Source organism: Ureibacillus chungkukjangi (assembly GCF_044795995.1).
Classification (GTDB): Bacteria; Bacillota; Bacilli; order Bacillales_A; family Planococcaceae; genus Ureibacillus; species Ureibacillus chungkukjangi.
In genome coordinates this window covers 2070072-2091504 of the sequence record NZ_CP085009.1, presented here as the reverse complement: position 1 = coordinate 2091504, position 21433 = coordinate 2070072, and the positions used below count along the sequence as shown (strand labels likewise).

Genomic DNA, 21433 nt, shown 5'->3' with positions numbered 1-21433 from the left:
ATTAGCATAAATAAAATGGGTGAGAGAATCTATTATATTTTTATTTTATGAGAATAGGGGGAGATGAAATGGAAGAAGCAGTTGTTAAAAGAATTGGAATAAGTAACTTAGTTAGTAAGGTTATGTCAGCAGAAGAAGCTGCTGCCTTTATTCAAAATGGTGCAATTGTTGGGATGAGCGGCTTTACACGAGCAGGGGATGCAAAGGTAGTTCCTTTAGCTTTAGCAGAACGTGCAAAAAATGAAAAGTTAAAAATTGATGTCTATACTGGTGCTTCTCTAGGTCCAGAAGTGGACCAAATTCTAGCACAGGCAGGAGGCATTCGAAAACGTGGCCCTTACCAAGGAGATTCTGTCATTCGAAATTTAGTTAATACTGGTGAAGTATTATATGTAGATGCTCATCTTTCACATAATGCAGAGCTAGTACGTCAAGGGATTATTGGTCCAATTGATTTTGCCATTATTGAAGCTACTGCAATTACAAGTGAAGGCTACCTGGTGCCAACCACATCAGTTGGAAACTCGCCAATTTTTGTAGAGCATGCGAAAAATATTATTGTGGAGTTAAATTTAGCTCATTCGGATTCATTGGTTGGGGTACATGATATATATGTTCCACAAATGCAAGGTGATAGAAAACCAATTCCAATTTTAAGCCCTACAGACCGAATTGGGGATATTGGCATTAAGTTTGATTCGGACAAAATAAAAGCCATTGTAATTTCTAATGAGCAGGATGCACCATCCCTAATTGTAGAGCCAGACGATGAAACGCAAGAGATGGCAAACCATCTGCTAGATTTCCTAAGAAGTGAAATCAAAGCCGGTCGTCTTACAAACAAATTAGCGCCATTGCAATCAGGGGTTGGTTCTGTTGCTAACGCTGTATTAGAAGGATTTAAAGATTCTGAATTTGAAGATTTAGTAATTTTCTCTGAAGTGTTGCAGGATGCAGTATTTAACTTAATAGATGCAGGTAAGGTTTCCTTTGCATCATGTACCTCTATAACGATATCCGAGGAACTGCAGAAAAAAGTCTATGGTAATATTAAAAATTATTCTGATAAGATTATCCTTCGGCCACAGGAAATTTCAAATCATCCAGAAGTCATCCGTCGTTTAGGATTAATCGCAATAAATGCTGCTTTAGAAGCTGATATTTATGGAAACGTAAACTCAACTCATGTTGGTGGAACTAAAATGATGAATGGTATTGGTGGATCTGGTGACTTTACCCGTAATTCTAGATTAAGTATTTTTGTTACGAAGTCCTATGCAAAGGGCGGGAAGCTGTCTTCAATCGTACCGATGGTTGCCCATCACGATCATACTGAGCATGATGTGCATGTTATAGTAACAGAACAGGGTGTTGCGGATTTACGCGGCTTGGCACCTAAAGAACGCGTTCCTTTAATTATTGAAAACTGTGTCCATCCAGATTTTAAACAACAGCTTTGGGATTATTATAACGAAGCAGTAGCTTTAACAGGTAATGCCCAAACACCACACAACCTAGAAAAAGCGCTTTCTTGGCACGTAAATGCAGCGAAAACAGGAACGATGAAGCTATAAGAATTATAAATCATAAACCCCTTTTTATTAATAAAAATTTAATAGAGGGGGTTTTTTATATCTAAATTTCAATTAAATGCATCTCCTTCATTAATATATGTATAAATAACTCAATCCCTAGGTAAGTATTCTAGATAAAATTCTATTTATTTAATCTACCATCAATTATTTGCTACAATCATGATATCGAACAACAGCTAGAAAGTGGGATTACATGTATAAAACTATTGGTGTACTTGCTCATGTGGATGCTGGAAAAACAACTTTTTCAGAGCAGCTGCTATATCATACAGAAAGCATTAAAGAAAGAGGCCGAGTGGATCATAAGGATGCATATTTAGATAATCATTCCATTGAACGCCAGCGTGGCATTACGATTTTCGCTGAACAGGGAAGGATTCACTACAAAGGCGATACATATACCTTGATCGATACACCTGGACATGTCGATTTTTCACCAGAAATGGAGAGAGCGATTAGTGTCATGGATTACGCTATATTAATCATTAGTGCTGTAGATGGAATAGAAGGGCACACTGAAACAGTATGGAATCTTTTGAGACAATATCATGTCCCTACCTTTATCTTTATTAATAAAATTGACCGTGAAGGTGCAGACATTGATGGTGTCATGGCGTCAATTCAAAAGGAATTATCAGAGGATGCCGTTTTACTTCAAGAGAAAATCACACTAGAGAATATGCCTGAATCTATTATTGAATGGATAGCAGAAAGAGATGAAGATTTATTAGAGCAATATATGGAGGGAGCGCTAGATGTCTCTGCATATTTCTCAGCATTCCTTTCAATGCTAAAAAAAGAACAAGCCTTTGTGTGTATGACAGGTTCTGCTCTTAAAGATATAGGAATAATGGAATTTTTTGAACAGCTGTCAATTCTAACTACAACTAATTTTGACAATAGCAAAACGTTCAAAGGACAAGTATTTAAAATTAGACATGATGAAAAAAATCAACGAATTACTTTCATTAAAGCTTTGCAGGGGACATTAAAGGTACGTGAAGAGTTTACATTTGGTGAGGAAACAGAAAAAGTGACTGAAATTAGATTGTATAACGGAACGCGTTATGAATCGGTACAAGAAGTAGAAGCCGGTGAACTCTTTGCGGTTAAGGGATTTACGAACCCTCAAATTGGAGACATAATCGGCTGTGAAAATTCTCCTCAAGGGGAGTTTGAGCTTGTGCCAACACTTCAAGCTAAGGTTGTATACAATTGCTCAGAGCATATCAAAGAGATTCTTCGCTATTTCCGTATATTAGAGGCAGAAGAACCTACTTTAAAGGTCGTATGGAATGAGAAGTTCCAAGAAATTAACGTACATGTAATGGGGATTATTCAATTAGAGGTACTTCTTGAAGTGACGAAAGAGCGTTTTGGAATTGATGTCCGTTTTGAAGAGCCCAAAATTTTATATATGGAAACAATTCAAAGTAGCTGTGTTGGTTATGGTCACTTTGAGCCGTTGAAGCATTATGCAGAAGTGCATTTGAAAATGGAGCCAGCTCCAAGAGGATCGGGAATTCAATTTAAAAATGAATGCCATGCAGATAATTTGTCTTTCGGGCATCAACGATTAATTGAAAAGCATTTATTTGAACAAGATCACCATGGTTTACTTACAGGGTATCCAATCACGGATATTTCCATTACCTTATTAACTGGCAGAGCACATAACAAGCATACAGAAGGTGGCGACTTTAGAGAAGCAACTTTCCGTGCACTGCGCCAAGGACTTGAACAAGCAGAGAATGTAGTATTAGAACCTTATTACCGTTATAAAATAAAAGCTTCCACAGAATTTATGGGGCGCATACTGACTGATATTCAACAAGCAAGCGGCACGTTTGAAACACCTACTATGACTGAAGAACAAGTTACTATCATTGGTAAAGCACCTGTATCGACTTTTATGAATTACAGTACAACTTTTGCAGCATATACGAATGGGAAAGGCGTATTATCACTTCAGTTTAACGGATTTGAAATATGTCATAACCAGGATGAAGTCATCGAAAAAATTGGCTATGAAAAAAACGCAGATCCCGAATATTCCTCCTCAAGTATTTTTTGCGCGAAAGGGAAGGGTTATTCTGTTCCATGGTATGAAGCTAAAGAAGCTATGCACTGTATTAAATGATGATACGTTGATTATTTTATCCAAAAGCTACAGTATTATTTAAATGAAGTATAAATGGAACAAAGAAAAACAAACTAATTTTGTAATTTAAAATTAGGAGGTTATTTCTATGAAACAAAACCCACAATCTGTCCCAGGAAGACCTAAAAAATTTGTTAGTAAAGAAGAAATGATTAACAATACAAAAGACAATATGCGCGAAGCAGAAATTAGCATGGAATTTGCTGGTGAAGAAGAGCTAGAGAACCTACAGGAAAAGAATGAACGTAGAAAGCATCAAATACAAAGAATGAAAAATGAACCACTAACTTAAAATTTCTAAGAGCAGTGTTAAATCACAATTAACGCTGCTTTTTAGTATTTAATTGATATAATTTCAATATCGACTAATTTGTTAAATATCAAAACTATGTTAAAATGGAATTAATTAGGAATGACTTTCGAGCTTTTCTATAGTTTTATTTTAATTAGCAATTTATTTCAATACACAAAAAACATTATAATTTAATTATTTTAGATAAAAAATAAAAAGTGGAATGTAAGTAAGTCACTATTTATGTTAAAATAATTGAATGGCATAACCACATTGTTTGGGTTGTTTTAATTGCTAATTGAATATAAGATATACTTTCATGGTCCTGTTATTTTCTTTGAAATAAGGACTCATCAGGAAGAGAAAGTTTTATTGGAGGCTTATGATGAACTATAAAATTATTAACAAACCAGTATTTGAACAAGCACAGGTTCGTTCAGTATCAGATGTTGAATTCACTGAAGAACAACAACAAGAAGGCATGAAATTAGCTGTATCTAAAGTAGACCCGACTCTTGCCCTTTATTTAATCGACTCTGAAGGGAAAAAGAAATTCGAAGTTCGTTGGGATGACTCTTCTGAACTGTTTAACGGCTGGTATTCTGCTTGGGATAACTTCACTTGGTGCTTAGGAATCGTAGAACCACCAAAAGAACAATCAAATTAATACTCGTATAAATGTAAAAGCTCCTACTTTCCAAAGTGGGGGCTTTTAATATGCTTTTTAATCTACCTCCTCTTGGTGTTTTCTATATAAAATTTCTCGTGCGTTTAATTTCTTATTAGAAAAGATTTGGAGTGTTCAAGGTTGGTTCTTATTTCGAAATAATAATTTTAAATTACCTATTAATTTTCTCTATAGGTGTTCGATAATACAAAGGTAGAAGTTTAGGTTTATTTATCTATAAAATTCAGATTATATGTTAATTAAATTTACCGATTCACATGTAATAGGTAGAAAAGAATGATGTTTTTTTGATTAATTAGTCAATTTAATGATGTGAATACTAAGGTTCTTAAAAGAGTTAGATTAAATTTTAAAACATGCTTTTAAGATACATCTTTTAGTAGTAAGATAGATTTTATTATTGAAGAAATAGAAGGTGTGAAAAAATGAAATTCAAAAATTCGTTAACATTCCAGCTTGGCATCATTATTGCAGGCATTCTCGTTGTAATGATTTTTATTACATCAGTTGCTACATACAAAACTGCTTACGATAAACTATACGATGCAGCAGGTGTGGAAGCATATGGCTGTGCAAATATCACGACGGGTCTTATTAATCCAGCGGAGCTAGTAAAAGCAATTTCTGGCGATGCTGCTGCAGAGACTAACATTAGTGAACAACTTAATTGGACAACAGCTCATAAAGAAATTTTTGAAAATCAATATATTATTGATTTAAATGGAAATTTAATAGCACTAGATGATAATTTAAGAGAACAAGGGTTTAAACCTGGCGATTCCTTCGAATATGACAAGAAAGCTGTTGAAATGCTTTTAGAAATGGGGCATCCTACATATTCTGACCCCTATAAATTTGCGGGTATTGAACGACTTACTGGTTATGCACCAATCTATGAAGATCATGATCCTTCAAAGGAAATTATCGCCATTAGTGCGATTGATTTTAATGCGGAAATTGTAACAGAACGTACATGGGGAGTTGTGAGTGGAGGAATTCTCTTAAGTCTAATTCCAATGCTTCTTGCAACAGTTGTAACCGCATTTTTAATTCGCCGTAAAACAAGACCAATTTCTCTATTAATCGCTCAGGCAAAAGAAATTACAGATGGCAACTTAACTGTTGAACCGACAACGGTTAAAAGTAAGGATGAGATTGGTGATTTAGCGAATACACTCAATGCAATGACTTCTAAGCTACAAGAAATGATTGCTACGATGAGCTCCACTTCTCATCAAATCACTGGAAATGCCAATGAAACTGCAAGCTCATTAACTGAAATTAATGATTCAATGCAGGTAGTAACGTCCAATATTGATGAAGTGTCGAGTGCAATGACGGATGGTATGCATCATGCGGATAATGCTTCCCATTCCTTAACTAGACTAGCTGAAGACCTACAAAGCATGAAGAGTAAAGCTGATAGTACAGTAGAAAACTCAAACAAAACAATGAAAATTGCAGCACAAGGTGAAGACCGCGCGAAGGAAATTCGTCTAGATATGGAAAAAATCCGCAACGGTTCTCAAGATGTTAGTAGTACAATTCAGCAGCTTGTTGAATCGGCGGAAAAAATTCAACATATTACAACAACGATTTCTGGAATCGCATCACAAACGAACTTACTTGCTTTAAATGCTTCAATTGAGGCAGCAAGAGCTGGTGAGCACGGGAAGGGATTTGCGGTAGTTGCCGAGGAAGTTCGTAAACTAGCAGAACAATCTAATACAGAAGTAAATGAAGTCGAGAAGCTAGTAAAAGATATTATGGTACGTATTGGCAATGTATTAGTTTCTTCTCAGGAAAACGAAAAATATATTGAAAAAGGTAGCCAGACTGTTCAATTAACAACAAATGCCTTACACAATATTTATACGGCCGTTTCTGAAACAGTTGAAGAGATTACTACAATATCTCGATTATTATCAACTGAAACTGCTAAGTCAGATGATATTGTTACAAGAATTCAAGAGTTAGCTCATTCAATTCATGAGATTGAAAATACGATGAATAATATTGCAGCAGCTTCTGAAGAAACATCTGCTAGCATTCAAGAAATATCGAATCGTTCTAATGAATCAACACATATGGCCGAAGAACTAGAGCGCTTTGTAAAAACTTTTAAAGTGAAATAGAAAAAATTAAGAAGTTTTCCAAAATTAGTAGTAGAATAATAGAATCAAGCATAAATAAAAGTGTACCGTCATGTAAATGATGCGTACACTTCTTTTAATATGAAAAAATACTAAGTCTTTTTACAAAAAAAATATAATGTAAAGCTAGTTTTTCAAATGGAAATTCTAGAAGATAATTAGAAGTATTAGGGGTGAAGCTATTTGATAAAATATCAAACTAATAATGTAACAGTTTTTCAAAGCGTACTATATAAAACCACATCCCTTGTTATTCGAACAGAAGATTGCATACTAGTAGTCGATCCAAATTTACTTCCAGATGAAGTGGTTGAAATTCGGCAGCATGTAGATAAATTCAAGGAAGATAAGCAAATTTATTTAATTTTTACTCATTCTGACTGGGATCATATTGTTGGTTACGGAGCTTTTGACGATGCAATCGTAATTGCTAGTGAAGAGTTTAATAAGAGAGAAGATAAAAATGAAATTGTAAATCAAATTTTTCAATTTGATGACCAATATTATTTAGATCGCAGTTATCCTTTACAATTTCCTTCTGTAGATATCCCAGTATTGGAGGATGGCCAAGAGCTCGTAATTAAAAATACGAAGCTTACTTTTTATAAAGCGGAAGGTCATACAAATGACGGAATTTTCGTAGTGGTAGAACCGTTAGGAGTCTGGATTGCAGGAGATTATTTATCGGACGTAGAATTTCCATTTATTTATGATAATAGTGAGAAATATGAACAAACGATTGGAAAAACGGATAAGATACTAAGCTCGCATAATATCAAACTGCTAGTTCCTGGTCATGGAACGGCTACTGATATAATGGAAGAAATCATCTTTAGAAAAGTACTTTCATACCGCTATATCCAAGAGCTTCGAAATACTATTAGTAACAATCTAGACCATGAGTTTTTAATTCACGGCTATAAATATAAGGAAGATCAGATAAAAAGTCATAACGATAATGTTGCATTAATTAAACAAGAGCTTCAACTAAAAGCAAAACAAACACATAAAGGATAGATGGATTTCTTTCTTTTGTACCCTCCCAGGCGAATGCCGCATAAACTATAGAGGTGTAAAAAGGGGGGTGTCCATTAAGTGGGAATTTACATCAACAAAGAGCACCCAGGAGTGTTTAGAAATACCCAACCAATTCCAGAACCAAATCAGGTTGAATTCCGGCGCGACTATTTGTCAGAGTTACTCGAGCAACAAATAGTTGAAAATCGAAAATTACAACATAGTTTTGTTCATATGCAGCTTTCACAAAATGATTGGAATCAACATCAGTCTATCCAATATAAGAAATTAGATAAACGAGTGAATGAGATTAAGGAGCATCAAGAGTATCAAGAAGCAATGGATCATCAAGTAATTGATTGGTTAGAAAAATTAGAAGACCAAAACAGCATCATGCAGCAAACCATTAATTACGACCAACGCATTCATAATGAGTTACTTCAGCAAGTAAACCAAATTGATCAAAATATTAAAAATGAAGTACTTCAGCAGGTAGCACAGATTGATCAACGAATTGAAAATGAGGTGCTTCAGCAGGTAAATCAGATTGATCAACGAATTGAAAATGAGGTACTTCAGCAGGTAGCACAGATTGATCAACGAATTGAAAATGAAGTGCTTCAGCAAGTAAGCCAAATTGATCAACGTATCCAAAATGACTTGCTCGAGGAAGTAAATAAAATAAGTCAATCTCAAAAGGAAATGGTTCAACAACTCAATGGTGTTGGTGATGAACATAAAGAAGTTGTGAAAATGATAGCAGATTTTACTGCGCTAAATGAAGCTTTAATTTTCCGAATAGAACAGGTTGTAGCTGCAAATGAAAAAATCGAACTTCACTTGGTAGATCAAAATGAGTTTAATCAGCAAATCGTAGCTCAAATGTCAAATATCGAAGAGACTCAAAAAGATGTATTAAACCGTGTCGATAATCATGAAGGTCTATTGGAGAAAATGCTACGACAGGTTGATCATCTACGAGCGGTTCTGTTTGAACGTACTAATTCCTTAGAAGAAAGAGTAGAAAAGGTTTTTCAAAGCTCCGCTGCCTATTTTCAAAAAATCAAAAACTAAACATAATTGAAACCACGAATGCTATCTTAAGCAGTCGTGGTTTTTATTTGAGCATATATAAATCGCGTAAACGCTCATAAATCCTCCTTATTCATATGAACCACCATTAAAAGAAAATATTTCACATAGATTGAATTATTTCCTTTAATTTGATACAGTATAAACAATATGGAATAATCTATGATGTGACCAAGTAGATAAGAAATGTGAGACAGAAAATATAGTAATTGCTGAGAGCTATATCACCGCTTCTTGTTGAAACCTATCACGGAGGTGCAAGCCAAACTTGCCGAGTCGTTTTCGTTACAAACGCTAGAGGGTAGTTGCGTGAAATGTCGCTAGCTAAGACTAAAAGCTTTGCAATTATCAAACTAAGGTGGTACCACGTCTATTTTGCACAAAGACGTCCTTGTCATAAGGACGCTTTGTGCTTTTTATTTGCTTAGAGCTAGGTATAATTACCTTAAGTCTATATACTATGAAGGTTTAACAATAGTAAATAAAACCAAAGCTTAGATAACTACCATAATTTGTGGCGAAATCACTGATAGCAAACATCAAAATTGTTTTTAGTGGATATGAAACTTTAAAGCTTTCATATCTGCACAGCACAAAACTAGGACAAATCGCACCTTAAAGGTATGTGAATTGCCAAGTTTTAATTTTAGGAGGAAAAAAGATGTCACAACAAACAAATGATTTTTCGAAATGGTACATTGACACAATTCAAAAAGCAGATTTAATGGATTACACACCAGTACGTGGGTGTATCGCCTTTAAACCAGATGGATATGAGATTTGGGAGCATATTCAAGGTGAAATGGATCGTCGTTTTAAAGAAACAGGTCACCGAAATGCTTATTTCCCAATGTTGATTCCAGAATCTTTCTTCCAAAAAGAAAAAGATCATATCGAAGGATTTTCACCAGAACTTCCTTGGGTTACAGAAGCAGCAGGGGAGCAATTAGAAGAGCGTTTAGCACTTCGCCCAACTTCTGAAACAATGATCGGTCACTTATATTCAGATTGGATTAAAAGCTACCGCGATCTACCAGTATTAATCAACCAATGGGCAAACGTATTCCGTTGGGAGAAGAAAACACTTCCGTTCATCCGTACTTCCGAGTTTTTATGGCAAGAAGGACATACTGCTCATATTGATGAGGAGGATGCACGTAAAGAAACAATGCAAATGTTAAATATCTATAAAGAAGTAGTAGAAAACTTCTTGGCTATTCCGGTATATGATGGTCAAAAAACTCCTTCAGAACGTTTTGCTGGTGCGGTTGATACGTATTCAATCGAAGCGATGATGAAGGATGGAAAAGCTGTTCAAGCTGGTACCTCTCACTATCTAGGTACAAAATTTGCTGAAGCCTTCGATATTAAATTCTTGAGCAAAGAAAACAAGCATGAATATGTTCATACAACTTCTTGGGGTACATCTACTCGTTTAATTGGTTCTGTAATCATGGTTCATGGGGACGAGCAAGGTCTTGTTTTACCTCCAACTATTGCACCAACTCAAGTAGTGTTAATTCCAGTAGGTCCATGGAAAAAGAACCCTGCAATTATAGAAAAGTTAGATGAAATTTATGCTAGCCTAAAAGCAAAAGGTATCCGTGTTCGTCTTGATGATTCAGATCAATCACCTGGCTACAAATTCAATGAATGGGAACTAAAAGGTGTACCAGTTCGCATTGAACTTGGACCTCGTGATTTAGAAAACAACCAAGTGTTATTAAAAGCCCGTGACGAAGCTGACAAACAATCAGTAGAATTAGGCTCTGTTGTAGAAAAAATCGAAAATGAATTAAAGGTAATGCAAACGCGTCTTTTCGAAAAAGCAAAAGCATTCCGTGATGCAAACTCTCATACACATATCGATTCTTTAGATCAATTAAAACAACACTTAGCTGATTCTGAGAAAAACGATACACTTCCAGGTTGGATTCTTGCTGGTTGGTGTGGAGATGATGCTTGTGAGTCAAATGTTAAAGATGAAACAAAATTCACAACACGTAATATTCCATTTAACCCTCCAACGGAAAAACATACATGCGTTAACTGTGGTAAAGACGCGAAACATACTGTTTGGTTTGGCCGCTCTTACTAAGGAATCTAGAAAACACTACTCAATTGGGTAGTGTTTTCTTCATATGCAAAAAAATATCCACCTATAATAGGCGGATATCTGAATTCATACTATAAGCTTTTTTCTTTTAACAAAGGGAATAAATTAGAGACATGATTAATGATTCTAATCTTTCTTGTGTCATTCATATCAACTCCCTTAAGATATATTTGAATTCTAGTTGCAGGAAAATTGAAAAGAATTACCAATAGTATGAATTACACTTATCAGTTTGCTTCGTGTTAGTAAATTGATACATTTGAAAATAAAAAACGTCCCATAAAAGGACGCTTTTTTTAAGTATATGAATTACATCGATGGTGCTCATAATCCTCAAGCTGTGCACTTACACGTTCTACTTGTATTGTGGCATGCTCAATATGGAACTCATCATGTAATATTTTAAGAGCATCCTTTATTACTTTATCATGCTCATTTCGAACAATTTCTAAGTGGCAGCTAACCGTTGGAAAGTCAGATGTAATACTCCATACATGAAAATCATGTATTCCTACAACACCTTGAATATTAAGCAGAGCATCTCGAATTTTTTTGACATCCATGTTCATCGGAATACCCTCCATTAAAATATGGAAGGAGATTGTTGTAATTTCTATACCGTTTCTTAAAATAATAATAGAAATAAGCAAGCTTGCTAGAGGATCTGCAATGGACCAGCCAAATAACAGGATAAGAATAGAAGCGATAATCGCACCAACTGAACCTAATAAATCCCCAATGACATGCATAAAAGCAGCTCGTAAGTTAATATTTTCGCTAGTATCGCCTCTAGTTAAAATAAAAGCAACAATAATATTAACAATCGCTCCGGTAATTGCTACAGCAAGCATACCAAGACTCGAAATCTCCTCAGGATTAGCAAACCTTTTAAAAGCTTCATAGATGATAACTAATGCAATACCAATTAGAAGAAGGCCGTTAAATAAAGCGGCTAAAATTTCTAATCTTTTATAGCCAAAGGTCATATTGCTATTCACAGCTTTTTCTCCCAATTTAAATGCAAGCAAGCCTATACCTAAAGATAATGCATCACTCAGCATATGGCCGGCATCTGAAAGAAGGGTTAAACTATTGGTTAATAGACCCCCTACAAAAACAACTACTACAAAGGATGCAATGATGAAAAAGCTTATAAGTAATGCTTTTTTATTTTTTGTATGATGATGATGGGTATGAGAATGAGAATGAGCCATAATTGTCCTCCATTATAGTTTATCGAAGAGAGGAAAGTAGCTAATGCTAGAATGAATTCATCCGCTCTTAAGAAACCTATTATTTTTGTTATTTATAAAAGGTATTCGGTTTATAAACTCTGTATGACTATTAATATAGAAAATGTGGTTAAAAAGATTTATTAAAACTCCATTCTAATAGATTGCTTCAGGATTAAACATTTGAGAGGGCTAGTTTTGTTTATAGGACATGTTCAATCGAACTCTATCATTTACTTAAATAAAAAAAGACCCAAAACTAATTGGGCCTTCTTCATAATTTAATTAAATTAATGATTTTTGTTTTGGAATGCGATCATAAAATCAGCTAAAGCCTTGCATGTTTCATAAGGCACAGCATTATAAGTTGAAGCTCGGCAACCACCTACTGAACGGTGACCATTTAATCCAACAAAGCCTGCTTCTTTTGCTTCTGCAAGGAATTGCTTTTCAAGCTCCTCATCTGCAACACGGAATGTAATGTTCATAAGTGAGCGTGACTCGTTGCTTGCATGACCAGTGTAGAAGCCATTGCTATTATCGATTACATCATAAATTAACTTCGCTTTTTCTTCATTATTTTTTTCGATGGCTTGTAATCCACCTTTTTCTTCCACCCATTTTAAAACCTCACCTAACATATAAATACCAAATGTTGGCGGCGTGTTATATAAAGAATTTGAATCTGCATGAGTAGAATATTTAAGTATTGTTGGAATGTCTGTTTTCGCATTTTCAAGTAAATCTTTTCGAATAATGACAATCGTTACACCAGAAGGTCCAAGATTCTTTTGTGCACCTGCATATATTATGCCGAAGCTGCTTACATCTATTGGTTTAGATAAAATATCACTCGACATATCTGCGACTAGTGGAACATTACCTGTTAGAGGGAAATCTTTCCACTGAGTACCAAATATAGTGTTATTCGAAGTTAAGTGTACATAAGCATCTGTATCACTAAATTGAATGTCATCCAATGCTGGGATATTGCGATAAGCATTGCCTTTAGTACTCGCAGCTTCTTTTGTAATTCCCAAAAGCTTTGCTTCCTTCCACGCTTTCTCAGACCAAGAGCCAGTTAAGATATAGCTAGCAGTTTGTCCTTCTTTTAAGAGGTTCATAGGCACCATTGTAAACTGAAGACTACCGCCACCCTGTAAGAAAAGGACCTCATAGTTATCTGGAATCGAATACAAGGATTTCAAACGTGCAATAGCATCATTATGTACAGCTTCATAATCCTTGCTTCTATGACTCATTTCCATAATTGACATGCCTGAGTTATTAAAATTTACTAGTTCTTTCTGTGCTTTTTCTAAAACTTCAAGTGGTAGAGCAGATGGACCCGCATTAAAATTGAAGGCACGCTTTGTTGTAATCAAATTGAACACTCCCTAGAAAATAATAAATTGATATATTGATTATATACCTTTTTTTGACTAATGGATTTGATTTTTTATAAAATGATGAATTTTTCGACATTTTAATTTTACTTGTGTTTATATCTAGTAAATTTGTTCATCAGTTTGGAAGGCTAACTTCTAATTTCCAGGTATATAAGTATCTAGTTTTACAAAGGAACGAAATAAATTCAAAAGCCATTTAAGATAGATTTATAACTTTTATGTTACAAATTACAAAATTATAGACATTTGTCCTGGCTTGACGGGTTGGTCATGGCATTTATTAATATAAGAAAATCTCATAAATTTTCTAGCTTGAAATGAAAATTCATTATTTTCAACAGAAACTAAACAGTTGTCCATATCCTATTTTTTATCGGCACATAAGATATAAATAGTTGAGCTGAAAGGAGGTTAAAACATGGGATACTCTAACGTAGGTGGAGCAGGCAGCTATTGCGGCGGTGGATCTGGAGCTGGTACTGGCGGATTCGGAAGCGGATTTGCATTATTAGTGGTACTATTCATCCTTTTAATTATCGTTGGTGCTTCATTTTTCAATGGTAGTGGTGGCTACTAATTATTAATGGAAATAAAGCAGGAAGTGGATTCTCATCTGTAGAATCCACTTTTTTCTTATAATTTTAATTTATTCCCTAAAAACTCAGCATTTGTCCCTGTCATAAAAAAGCCAATTACATAAATTGTAGGTATATCGAACAAAGGGGGAGAAAATGTATGCATTGCAACGGCGGTTTTTCTAAAAATAATAGCGAGTTCGTGTTAATCGTTGTGTTATTCATCCTTTTAATTATTGTTGGTGCTTACTACTTCGGCAACTAATCAAAGTAGGTGCCAAAAAATACGGATTTTAAAAAGAAATCCGTTATGTTGTAGGCAAAGTTGTTTTTAACGACTTTGTCTACTTTTTTTGTACGGTTTTATTCGTAGTAAGTCCACTGCTGGTTTCCTAATAAAGTTCTTTTTTAAAGTTCTTTGAATCCATTGTTTTGGATTAATTTGACACCATTCAGCAATTCTATTTGTCGTTAGTTTTTCATTAGGAAACAGACGTCTAAACTGTTTTACATTCCTTATAATTGCTTTTTCCACTAGCTCTTGGTAGCCACAATCCAAACATTGACATTTCAAATGAGTAATCTTAAAAAAAAATGAAGCACATTTCGCACAATTCAACCCTTTTTGTAAATTTTTATAATCATATACGGGTAGGTGTTGATAAGGATTCTCCTTTATATGTAGAGAAGCCAACATTTCACCAATTTTCTCATGATCTTCAGTCAACTTGGCTTGTTGAATATTAAGTTTTTTATAAAACGCTGAATTTGATTAGGGAAGAGAAAGGGCTTATCCATAGGGGCTTTATACATAAAAAATTCGGGATTTATGAAAATAACAGAAGCTTTAATGGGAATTGTATAATTCAATTTTTGTAGCAATTGACGAAGTAAGGATTCAGTTCTGGATAACTGAACAAAAGGCGCCATGCATTTCATAAAGCGGATGAACCCACAAGCTAGCTAAGAAACCTACAACTTGATGCATCCCAAACCCTCCACCTCAAAATGCAAGGCACCATTCACCAGGATTTTTAAGCCTAAAGCTTTAAAATCCATTTTTTTGTTCACATAGATTGGTCAGTAGCATAAGTTCAACTAGAGGTATCAATAATACTTTGTCTTAAAATCCAAAATTTGCCACACTATAACTTGAGTTCAGTTACAATGGAATAGCAATGAAAAATAAATAAAGGGGTACTTGAATGGAAAAAGAAACGGATAAGCGAATCGAGAGGTTAGAGGGAGAAGTTCGAGCGCTACGTCTAGAGCTAGATGAACTTAAAAGAGGGGGAAATGGTTTTAAAGAGGAAGTCATCAATACTCCTGATACTCCAAAACAAAACCCGCCGGAGGAAGAAGAAAATCATTTAATCAAATTAAATAAAGCAGCCTCCAAAAAAAACAAAAACCAAATTAATAAAAAAGATGTACCGCAACAAGTGCAATCTTCAAATCTAAAAAAACCTACACCACCTCCATCGAAGAAACAACGGAGCTTAGAAGAAATGATTCTATGGCTATTGCCGAAAATTTTTATGGTTATTTTGGTGCTGGGAGTATTATGGGGACTTAAAGTAATTAGTGACTTTGGATTACTGTCAAATGGATTGAAAATAGTGCTGGCATATTGTTTGTCTATTGGCTTGATCATAATCGGATTCATTTTGGATTTAAGAAAGCCGGATTCTTCCCAGATATTTACCGTCGTGCTGTATGGTGGAGGTTTTATCATCGGGATCTTAACCACTGCTGCTGGGGCCATACTGTATGACGTTTTAGGGTTGTATTTCGCTCTATTGTTAGCACTGGTTTATATTGGCTACGGGGTGACCATCTGCTATGTTAAGAAAAATCAAGTGCTTTCGATTTTCGTTATTTTTACATCCTTACTATTACCATACCTACTAGAATATATGGATTTCAATGGAATGATGATTTTACTTTATGTTCTAATAGTTTACGGCTTCATGCAATTCGTTGTTGTTAAATATAATCAATCGATTACTATGTATACGTCTTTTATCTTCTCTATGCTTGCTGTCCATATTATATGGGGCTTAAATGATGACAGTGCAGGCATGTACGTAATTAGCCTCATCCTTTTGAACATGATTTTGCTTCTTGTCTGGTGGGAATTATATAAACCTTTTAGCAAATGGAGAGCGATTCATGAAGGCTTCTTATTTAGTCTTAATGGGTTTACAATACTTTTGATTAATTTCATCGCGGATAATGCCACATTCCCATTACTGTTTTTAACGGCCATTTACTTTACCGTAGCTCTATTTGCTAATAAGCGGAATGAGTCGCGGATTGTTGATATTGCAGGAACTCTTTCCTTATTAAAAATCTTTAATATCATTATGGTGATTAATGCGATAGACCATTTAGAAATTGTACTTTTACCACTTAGTGCATTTTTGGGTTTAATGATTGGGCTAAAGCTTAATGCGAATCTCATGAAAATTTTGTATAGTATCTTATTTACTTTTTTTGTGATAGTCCATTTGATAGTAGATGATATTACGCCATTTTGGACAATGGAGCATTTAAATTACCTACTGATTTTCATTTACTTAATAGTTTTGTTCCTTTATTTAAAACGACTAACTATCTTGGAGTTTAATGAAGAAGGTAAAGCGAAATTAAATTTTTCAATTGATATATATCCGATTTTCATAGCACTATACTTCTTTATATACATGTATAATTTCGACACTACCTATATAGCTTATAATAATGCATATATCACAGCCATTGTACTGGCTGTTGTTATGCTTGCTTCATTATTTATTTCCGAAAAGCTTATTGGTAGAGTGCTTAAATATATTTTGATTTTCGCATTTCTAATAACCTCCATTAATCACATACCAACACATTTTGTAGAGGGAGTCGATATATGGTTAAATCTTTTAGTTCGTGTTGTATATGCATTAATCGTGATAGCGATTATTGTTGATATTTATATGAAGGGATATTTATATAAAACTTGGATTTCCCATTTGAAAATAGATATAGATGGTCTTTTAACGGTAGCTATGGTAGGAGCATTGCTGCTTTTATATTCTCTATTAAGTCAGCTGCAATTCGATAGTACTGTAAATTATTATCTCGTAGTCACAGGAAAAACAGTATTACTCTTTGTAACTGCAACGATGTCTCTGTGGATGAGTTCAACTAAGGAATTACGTAAAGTAAAAGCTTTGGGGTACACGCTTCTTGCCATTGCCATTTTAAAGCTTGTATTCTCAGATCTTGATTCTTTAAATCTAGTAATTAGAGCATTTTTATTTATGGTTATTGGCGGTATTGGGTTATTCCTATCAAGTAAATTAATATCTAAAAACACGAAAAATGAATGAAAGGTTCGAAAATTCACACAACATAGTCAATTTCTTATATAATTTAACTAGTATAGAAATTTAAAGGAGCTTTTGTATATGGATTTAGGACTAAGAGATAAGGTTGCGGTAATAACAGGAGCGAGCAAAGGAATTGGCTTATTTACAGCTTTACAGCTAGTAAAAGAAGGAGCTAAAGTTGCTATTGCAGCTCGAGGCGAAGAGTCGCTAAAAGAAGCGCAGGCATTTATCAAGGAGCAAACTGGCGAAGAGGTTTTGACTGTATCGGCAGATGTTTCTTCAGAAGCAGATTGTAAGAGTTTGATAGAAGAAGTAGTTGCTCATTTTGGTCAGTTAAATATAGTTATCAACAATGCGGGCACATCCTCCGCAAATTCGTTTGAGGACGTTGATACAGACTTATGGCATTCTGATTTAAATTTAAAGTTATTTGGAGCAATTCACTGCTCCAAATACGCTTTACCTTATCTAAAGGAACAAAACGGTGGTTCAATTATTAATTTAACTGCGGTTTTAGCAAAAACTCCGCCGGCAAATAGCTTACCTACAACTGTTAGTCGTTCAGCTGGCCTTGCATTAACAAAGGCGATGAGTAAAGATTTAGGAAAATATAATATCCGTGTAAACTCTGTTTGTATCGGCTTAATAAGAAGTCAGCAAATTGAAGACAAATGGCACAATGAAATGCCTAATGCTACTTGGGACGAGTATTCTAAGGAAGTGGGGAAAACCATTCCTTTAGGACGTATAGGTAATACTGAGGAGGCGGCAAAAGTTATTGCATTTTTAGCTTCAGATGCTGCTTCGTATGTTTCGGGCACTGCTGTTAATATTGATGGTGGTTCTGGTGCAGCCTTATAGTTGAAACTTTAATAATCCTGCTATTCATAAAAGCAGGATTATTAGTTACATAGCTGAATGTTGACGAATTTATTTAATTGAAACTTTTTCAATTCTATTTCGTATGTTTTTTATAAGCATTATTTGTACATCATTAATGTTAACTGTGTTTTATGTCTTTTATAGATATAACAATAAATGGAACGGGGGATTTCAATGTCAGAACTTAAAAACCCATTATTTGACGATTTGAACTCAAAAACAAATGTAGAAAATAATAGCCTTGCTGAAATACCACAGCAGCAGCTTGTGAGTAAGGAAGAATTATCTCAAATTAAAAAACGTCAGCTTGCTTTAAAGGAAGAGCCTCAAGTTCAGGCTCTAGCTGAGAAAATCGATGCTAAAAATCAAATTGCTGTATTGGAATTCGGTAAAGAAACCGCAACGGCAATCTCTAAGTTCTCAGATAAAATGCTTGCTTCTATTAAAACAAGTAAGCTTGAAAAATCCAGTGAGCTTATTAATAATTTAAATAAAATCATGGATCGTTTTGACCCTCAGGATTTTAAGGAAGAGAAAAAGGGTGGCTTTTTAAAACGTTTATTTAACAAAGGTAAAGAGCAGCTAGAAAAAATCCTGTCGAAATATGACACGATGAATAAAGAAATTGATGTTATATACAATGAAATCCAAAAATATGAGCTTGAGATGAAGCGAAATACAGTTGAGCTTGAGCAAATGTATGACCAAAATCTTAATTATTTCCAAAGTTTAAGCGAACACGTTGCAGCCATCGAAGTGAAACTGCAACAGCTTCAGCCGCTCATTCCATCACTTGAACAACGTGCAAATGAAGGCGATCAGCAAGCAATCATGGAGTTGGAAACGCTAAAAAGAAATATGGAACTCTTAGAGCAGCGCAGGTACGATTTAGAGATGGCACAGCAGGTATCCTTCCAGGCGGCACCTCAAATTCGTATGATCCAACAAGGAAACAATCATTTAATCGGGAAAATTAACTCTGCATTTGTAACGACAATTCCAATTTTTAAACAAGGATTAATACATGCAGTAACAATTCAGCGTCAAAAATTAGTGGCGGACTCTATGAATGAGCTTGATAAGCGTACAAACGAGATGCTTATTCGTAATGCGGAAAACATTCGTCAAAACAGTGTTGAAATTGCTAGATCTGCTGGTAATCCAAGTATTAAAATCGAAACAATTGAAACAACTTGGCAGACAATTATGTCTGGTATTGAAGAAACAAAACAAATTCAAGCTGAAACAGTTCGTAACCGTGAAGAGGGAAGAAAACGTATTGAACAATTACAGCTCGAGTATGAGAAACTAAAACGTATGTAATGAAAAATAGATTACCGTTCACATTTCAGTGAAGGTAATCTATTTTTTTCTTAGAATTCAAGTAAATAACAACACCCCGACCTATATTGGTCGAGGTGTGTATTTCTAGGTCCTTCTAAAACTAGATATTAGAAAAATCTTCTTCTCGGAACTGGGAAGCCTGTAAAACCAGTATTACCCATATTGCCCATAGTACCCATTGTTCCAGTAGTACCCATGTTACCCATGTTACCCATAGTACCTGTTGTACCCATGTTGCCAGTAGTACCAACTGTGTTCGTAGTTCCTAAATTACCTGCATTGAAAGGTGGAAAGAATTGCTGAGTTTCAGAAAACTCATTTACAGTTGATTGTGTTCGTGGGAAGAAATGCTGATTGTGCGTGTTGTGTCTGTTAACAGTTGTCGTATGAACTGGATGGTAATGTGGTACAACTGTGTTGAAAACGTTTGTTCTTACCACTTGTTGAGTTGGTGACACTCGTGCTGGTGCAACTTGTGTTGGAAACACATTTGGAGGACAGCAAATTGGATTATTACAACGACCTCCACAAGAATGACGATGATTCATGACCTTTTCCCTCCTCTTTTTAAATATTTAGTGCATTACTAATCTATTCAAAAGAGAGAAAGTGAACTAGATAAATTACCTATTAACGAAGAAGAAGTTGAGAAATTGATTTATCATTCTATAAATACAGTAATAATTTTCTTTTTGAGACTACATTACTTGTACAAGAACCTAAATTGAAAAACTACATATTATAATTGAGGATGAAGGCAGATTTAAGTCATATATATTGTTCGCAGTGTTTATTGCTACTTTGTATTCTGCTAGATTATAGGGGTTTGCTTTTTATTAATAATTCAACAAAGGAGAACGTACAGATGAGTTCATCAATTGATTTTTCTTCACCATCGATTCAATTTTCGTTTGACATAAACAAAAGCCAGCTATTTAAAAAGGATCAACATAATTTTATAAATGTTTTGGGTGTGAATGAATTAAACTCATTAAAAAATCTTTCAATGTTAGACACTTTTTTAAGTAAAGGAAATATTGTTGAGCCTCATTACCACCAAAATGCAGCAGAATTAGTATATTGTATTTCTGGTTGTGCCACAGTCTCTATCTTTAACCCATTTTTAAAGCAATTAATGCAATTTACAATTTACCCTGGCCAAGTAACAAATGTACCGCAAGGCTGGTGGCATTTTATTGAAGCACAGTCTGATCATACGCATTTTTTGGCTATTTTTGATTCGAATACCCCTGAAGTGATATTGGGGTCTGATCTTTTGAAATTTACTCCACCAAGTATCATGGCAAAAACATATTGTATAGATGAACAACAGTGGAAACAAGCAGTTGCACCAGTTAAGCCAGCAACGTTTATAGGATCATATAAGGATTGCCATCAAAATTACCACTATCAACAACCACATCAAACCCATACAACTCATTATTCAATGCCTATTAATCATCCACAAAAGAACTATCCGTTTTATTCATAGTAAAAAGGGCATGGGCGATC

The 21433-nt window shown here is 34.7% G+C and carries 18 protein-coding genes; 14 read left to right on the top strand and 4 right to left on the bottom strand.

Annotated elements, in window-relative coordinates:
* The first annotated feature begins 68 nt into the window (after nucleotides 1-68).
* The 8 genes from LG296_RS10330 to proS all read left to right on the top strand — a co-directional run bounded on the left by LG296_RS10330 (nucleotide 69) and on the right by proS (nucleotide 11096).
* Nucleotides 69-1574, top strand: a complete 1506-nt coding sequence (locus LG296_RS10330) for an acetyl-CoA hydrolase/transferase family protein (RefSeq protein WP_107933355.1) — start codon at nucleotides 69-71, stop codon at nucleotides 1572-1574.
* A 214-nt stretch (nucleotides 1575-1788) separates the two neighbouring features.
* Nucleotides 1789-3735, top strand: coding sequence for a translation factor GTPase family protein (locus LG296_RS10325; protein ID WP_107933357.1), 1947 nt, complete (start codon nucleotides 1789-1791; stop codon nucleotides 3733-3735).
* Between the two features lie 109 nt (nucleotides 3736-3844).
* Complete coding sequence (locus LG296_RS10320; protein ID WP_107933359.1) at nucleotides 3845-4048, top strand: hypothetical protein; 204 nt, start codon at nucleotides 3845-3847, stop codon at nucleotides 4046-4048.
* A 385-nt stretch (nucleotides 4049-4433) separates the two neighbouring features.
* The gene (locus LG296_RS10315) at nucleotides 4434-4715 is read left to right on the top strand and encodes a hypothetical protein (protein ID WP_107933361.1); all 282 of its coding nucleotides are present in this window, start codon (nucleotides 4434-4436) and stop codon (nucleotides 4713-4715) included.
* 446 nt (nucleotides 4716-5161) lie between these two features.
* Nucleotides 5162-6871, top strand: a complete 1710-nt coding sequence (locus LG296_RS10310) for a methyl-accepting chemotaxis protein (protein WP_107933363.1) — start codon at nucleotides 5162-5164, stop codon at nucleotides 6869-6871.
* 201 nt (nucleotides 6872-7072) lie between these two features.
* Nucleotides 7073-7906 (top strand): MBL fold metallo-hydrolase, encoded by an 834-nt coding sequence (locus LG296_RS10305; RefSeq protein WP_107933365.1) that lies wholly within the window; start codon nucleotides 7073-7075, stop codon nucleotides 7904-7906.
* A 78-nt stretch (nucleotides 7907-7984) separates the two neighbouring features.
* Entirely contained in the window at nucleotides 7985-8980 is a 996-nt protein-coding gene (locus LG296_RS10300; RefSeq protein WP_107933367.1) for a hypothetical protein, read from the top strand.
* Between the two features lie 679 nt (nucleotides 8981-9659).
* Nucleotides 9660-11096 (top strand): proline--tRNA ligase, encoded by a 1437-nt coding sequence (gene proS / locus LG296_RS10295; RefSeq protein WP_107933369.1) that lies wholly within the window; start codon nucleotides 9660-9662, stop codon nucleotides 11094-11096.
* 314 nt (nucleotides 11097-11410) lie between these two features.
* Here proS and LG296_RS10290 read toward each other — a convergent pair whose 3' ends face one another.
* Both LG296_RS10290 and serC read right to left on the bottom strand, forming a co-directional pair.
* Nucleotides 11411-12328, bottom strand: a complete 918-nt coding sequence (locus tag LG296_RS10290; RefSeq protein WP_107933371.1) for a cation diffusion facilitator family transporter — start codon at nucleotides 12326-12328, stop codon at nucleotides 11411-11413.
* A gap of 308 nt (nucleotides 12329-12636) precedes the next feature.
* Nucleotides 12637-13731 carry a 3-phosphoserine/phosphohydroxythreonine transaminase gene (gene serC, locus LG296_RS10285; protein ID WP_107933373.1) on the bottom strand — a complete coding sequence of 365 codons (1095 nt, stop codon included), beginning with the start codon at nucleotides 13729-13731 and terminating at the stop codon, nucleotides 12637-12639.
* Nucleotides 13732-14173: 442 nt separating this feature from the next.
* Between serC and LG296_RS10280 the strand changes: the two genes are divergently transcribed.
* Together LG296_RS10280 and LG296_RS10275 are read left to right on the top strand one after the other, a co-directional pair.
* Entirely contained in the window at nucleotides 14174-14332 is a 159-nt protein-coding gene (locus LG296_RS10280; protein WP_107933375.1) for a YjcZ family sporulation protein, read from the top strand.
* A 158-nt stretch (nucleotides 14333-14490) separates the two neighbouring features.
* Nucleotides 14491-14595, top strand: coding sequence for a YjcZ family sporulation protein (locus LG296_RS10275; RefSeq protein ID WP_107933377.1), 105 nt, complete (start codon nucleotides 14491-14493; stop codon nucleotides 14593-14595).
* A 66-nt stretch (nucleotides 14596-14661) separates the two neighbouring features.
* On the opposite strand, the gene LG296_RS10270 is transcribed toward LG296_RS10275, so the two are convergent.
* Nucleotides 14662-15057: a hypothetical protein gene (locus LG296_RS10270; RefSeq protein WP_146223200.1), complete on the bottom strand. Its 396-nt coding sequence runs from the start codon at nucleotides 15055-15057 to the stop codon at nucleotides 14662-14664.
* 478 nt (nucleotides 15058-15535) lie between these two features.
* Here LG296_RS10270 and LG296_RS10265 point away from each other — a divergent pair, with 478 nt between their 5' ends.
* From LG296_RS10265 to LG296_RS10255, 3 genes are all read left to right on the top strand, one after another.
* Nucleotides 15536-17695, top strand: coding sequence for a DUF2339 domain-containing protein (locus tag LG296_RS10265; protein ID WP_251399944.1), 2160 nt, complete (start codon nucleotides 15536-15538; stop codon nucleotides 17693-17695).
* A 78-nt stretch (nucleotides 17696-17773) separates the two neighbouring features.
* Nucleotides 17774-18556, top strand: coding sequence for an SDR family NAD(P)-dependent oxidoreductase (locus tag LG296_RS10260; protein ID WP_107933383.1), 783 nt, complete (start codon nucleotides 17774-17776; stop codon nucleotides 18554-18556).
* A gap of 195 nt (nucleotides 18557-18751) precedes the next feature.
* Nucleotides 18752-19900, top strand: coding sequence for a toxic anion resistance protein (locus tag LG296_RS10255; protein WP_107933385.1), 1149 nt, complete (start codon nucleotides 18752-18754; stop codon nucleotides 19898-19900).
* Nucleotides 19901-20028: 128 nt separating this feature from the next.
* Here the strand turns inward: LG296_RS10255 and LG296_RS10250 are convergent, their stop codons facing one another.
* Entirely contained in the window at nucleotides 20029-20469 is a 441-nt protein-coding gene (locus tag LG296_RS10250) for a CotD family spore coat protein (RefSeq protein WP_107933387.1), read from the bottom strand.
* A gap of 317 nt (nucleotides 20470-20786) precedes the next feature.
* Between LG296_RS10250 and LG296_RS10245 the strand changes: the two genes are divergently transcribed.
* Nucleotides 20787-21413 (top strand): cupin domain-containing protein, encoded by a 627-nt coding sequence (locus LG296_RS10245; RefSeq protein ID WP_107933389.1) that lies wholly within the window; start codon nucleotides 20787-20789, stop codon nucleotides 21411-21413.
* The last annotated feature ends 20 nt before the right edge of the window (nucleotides 21414-21433 follow it).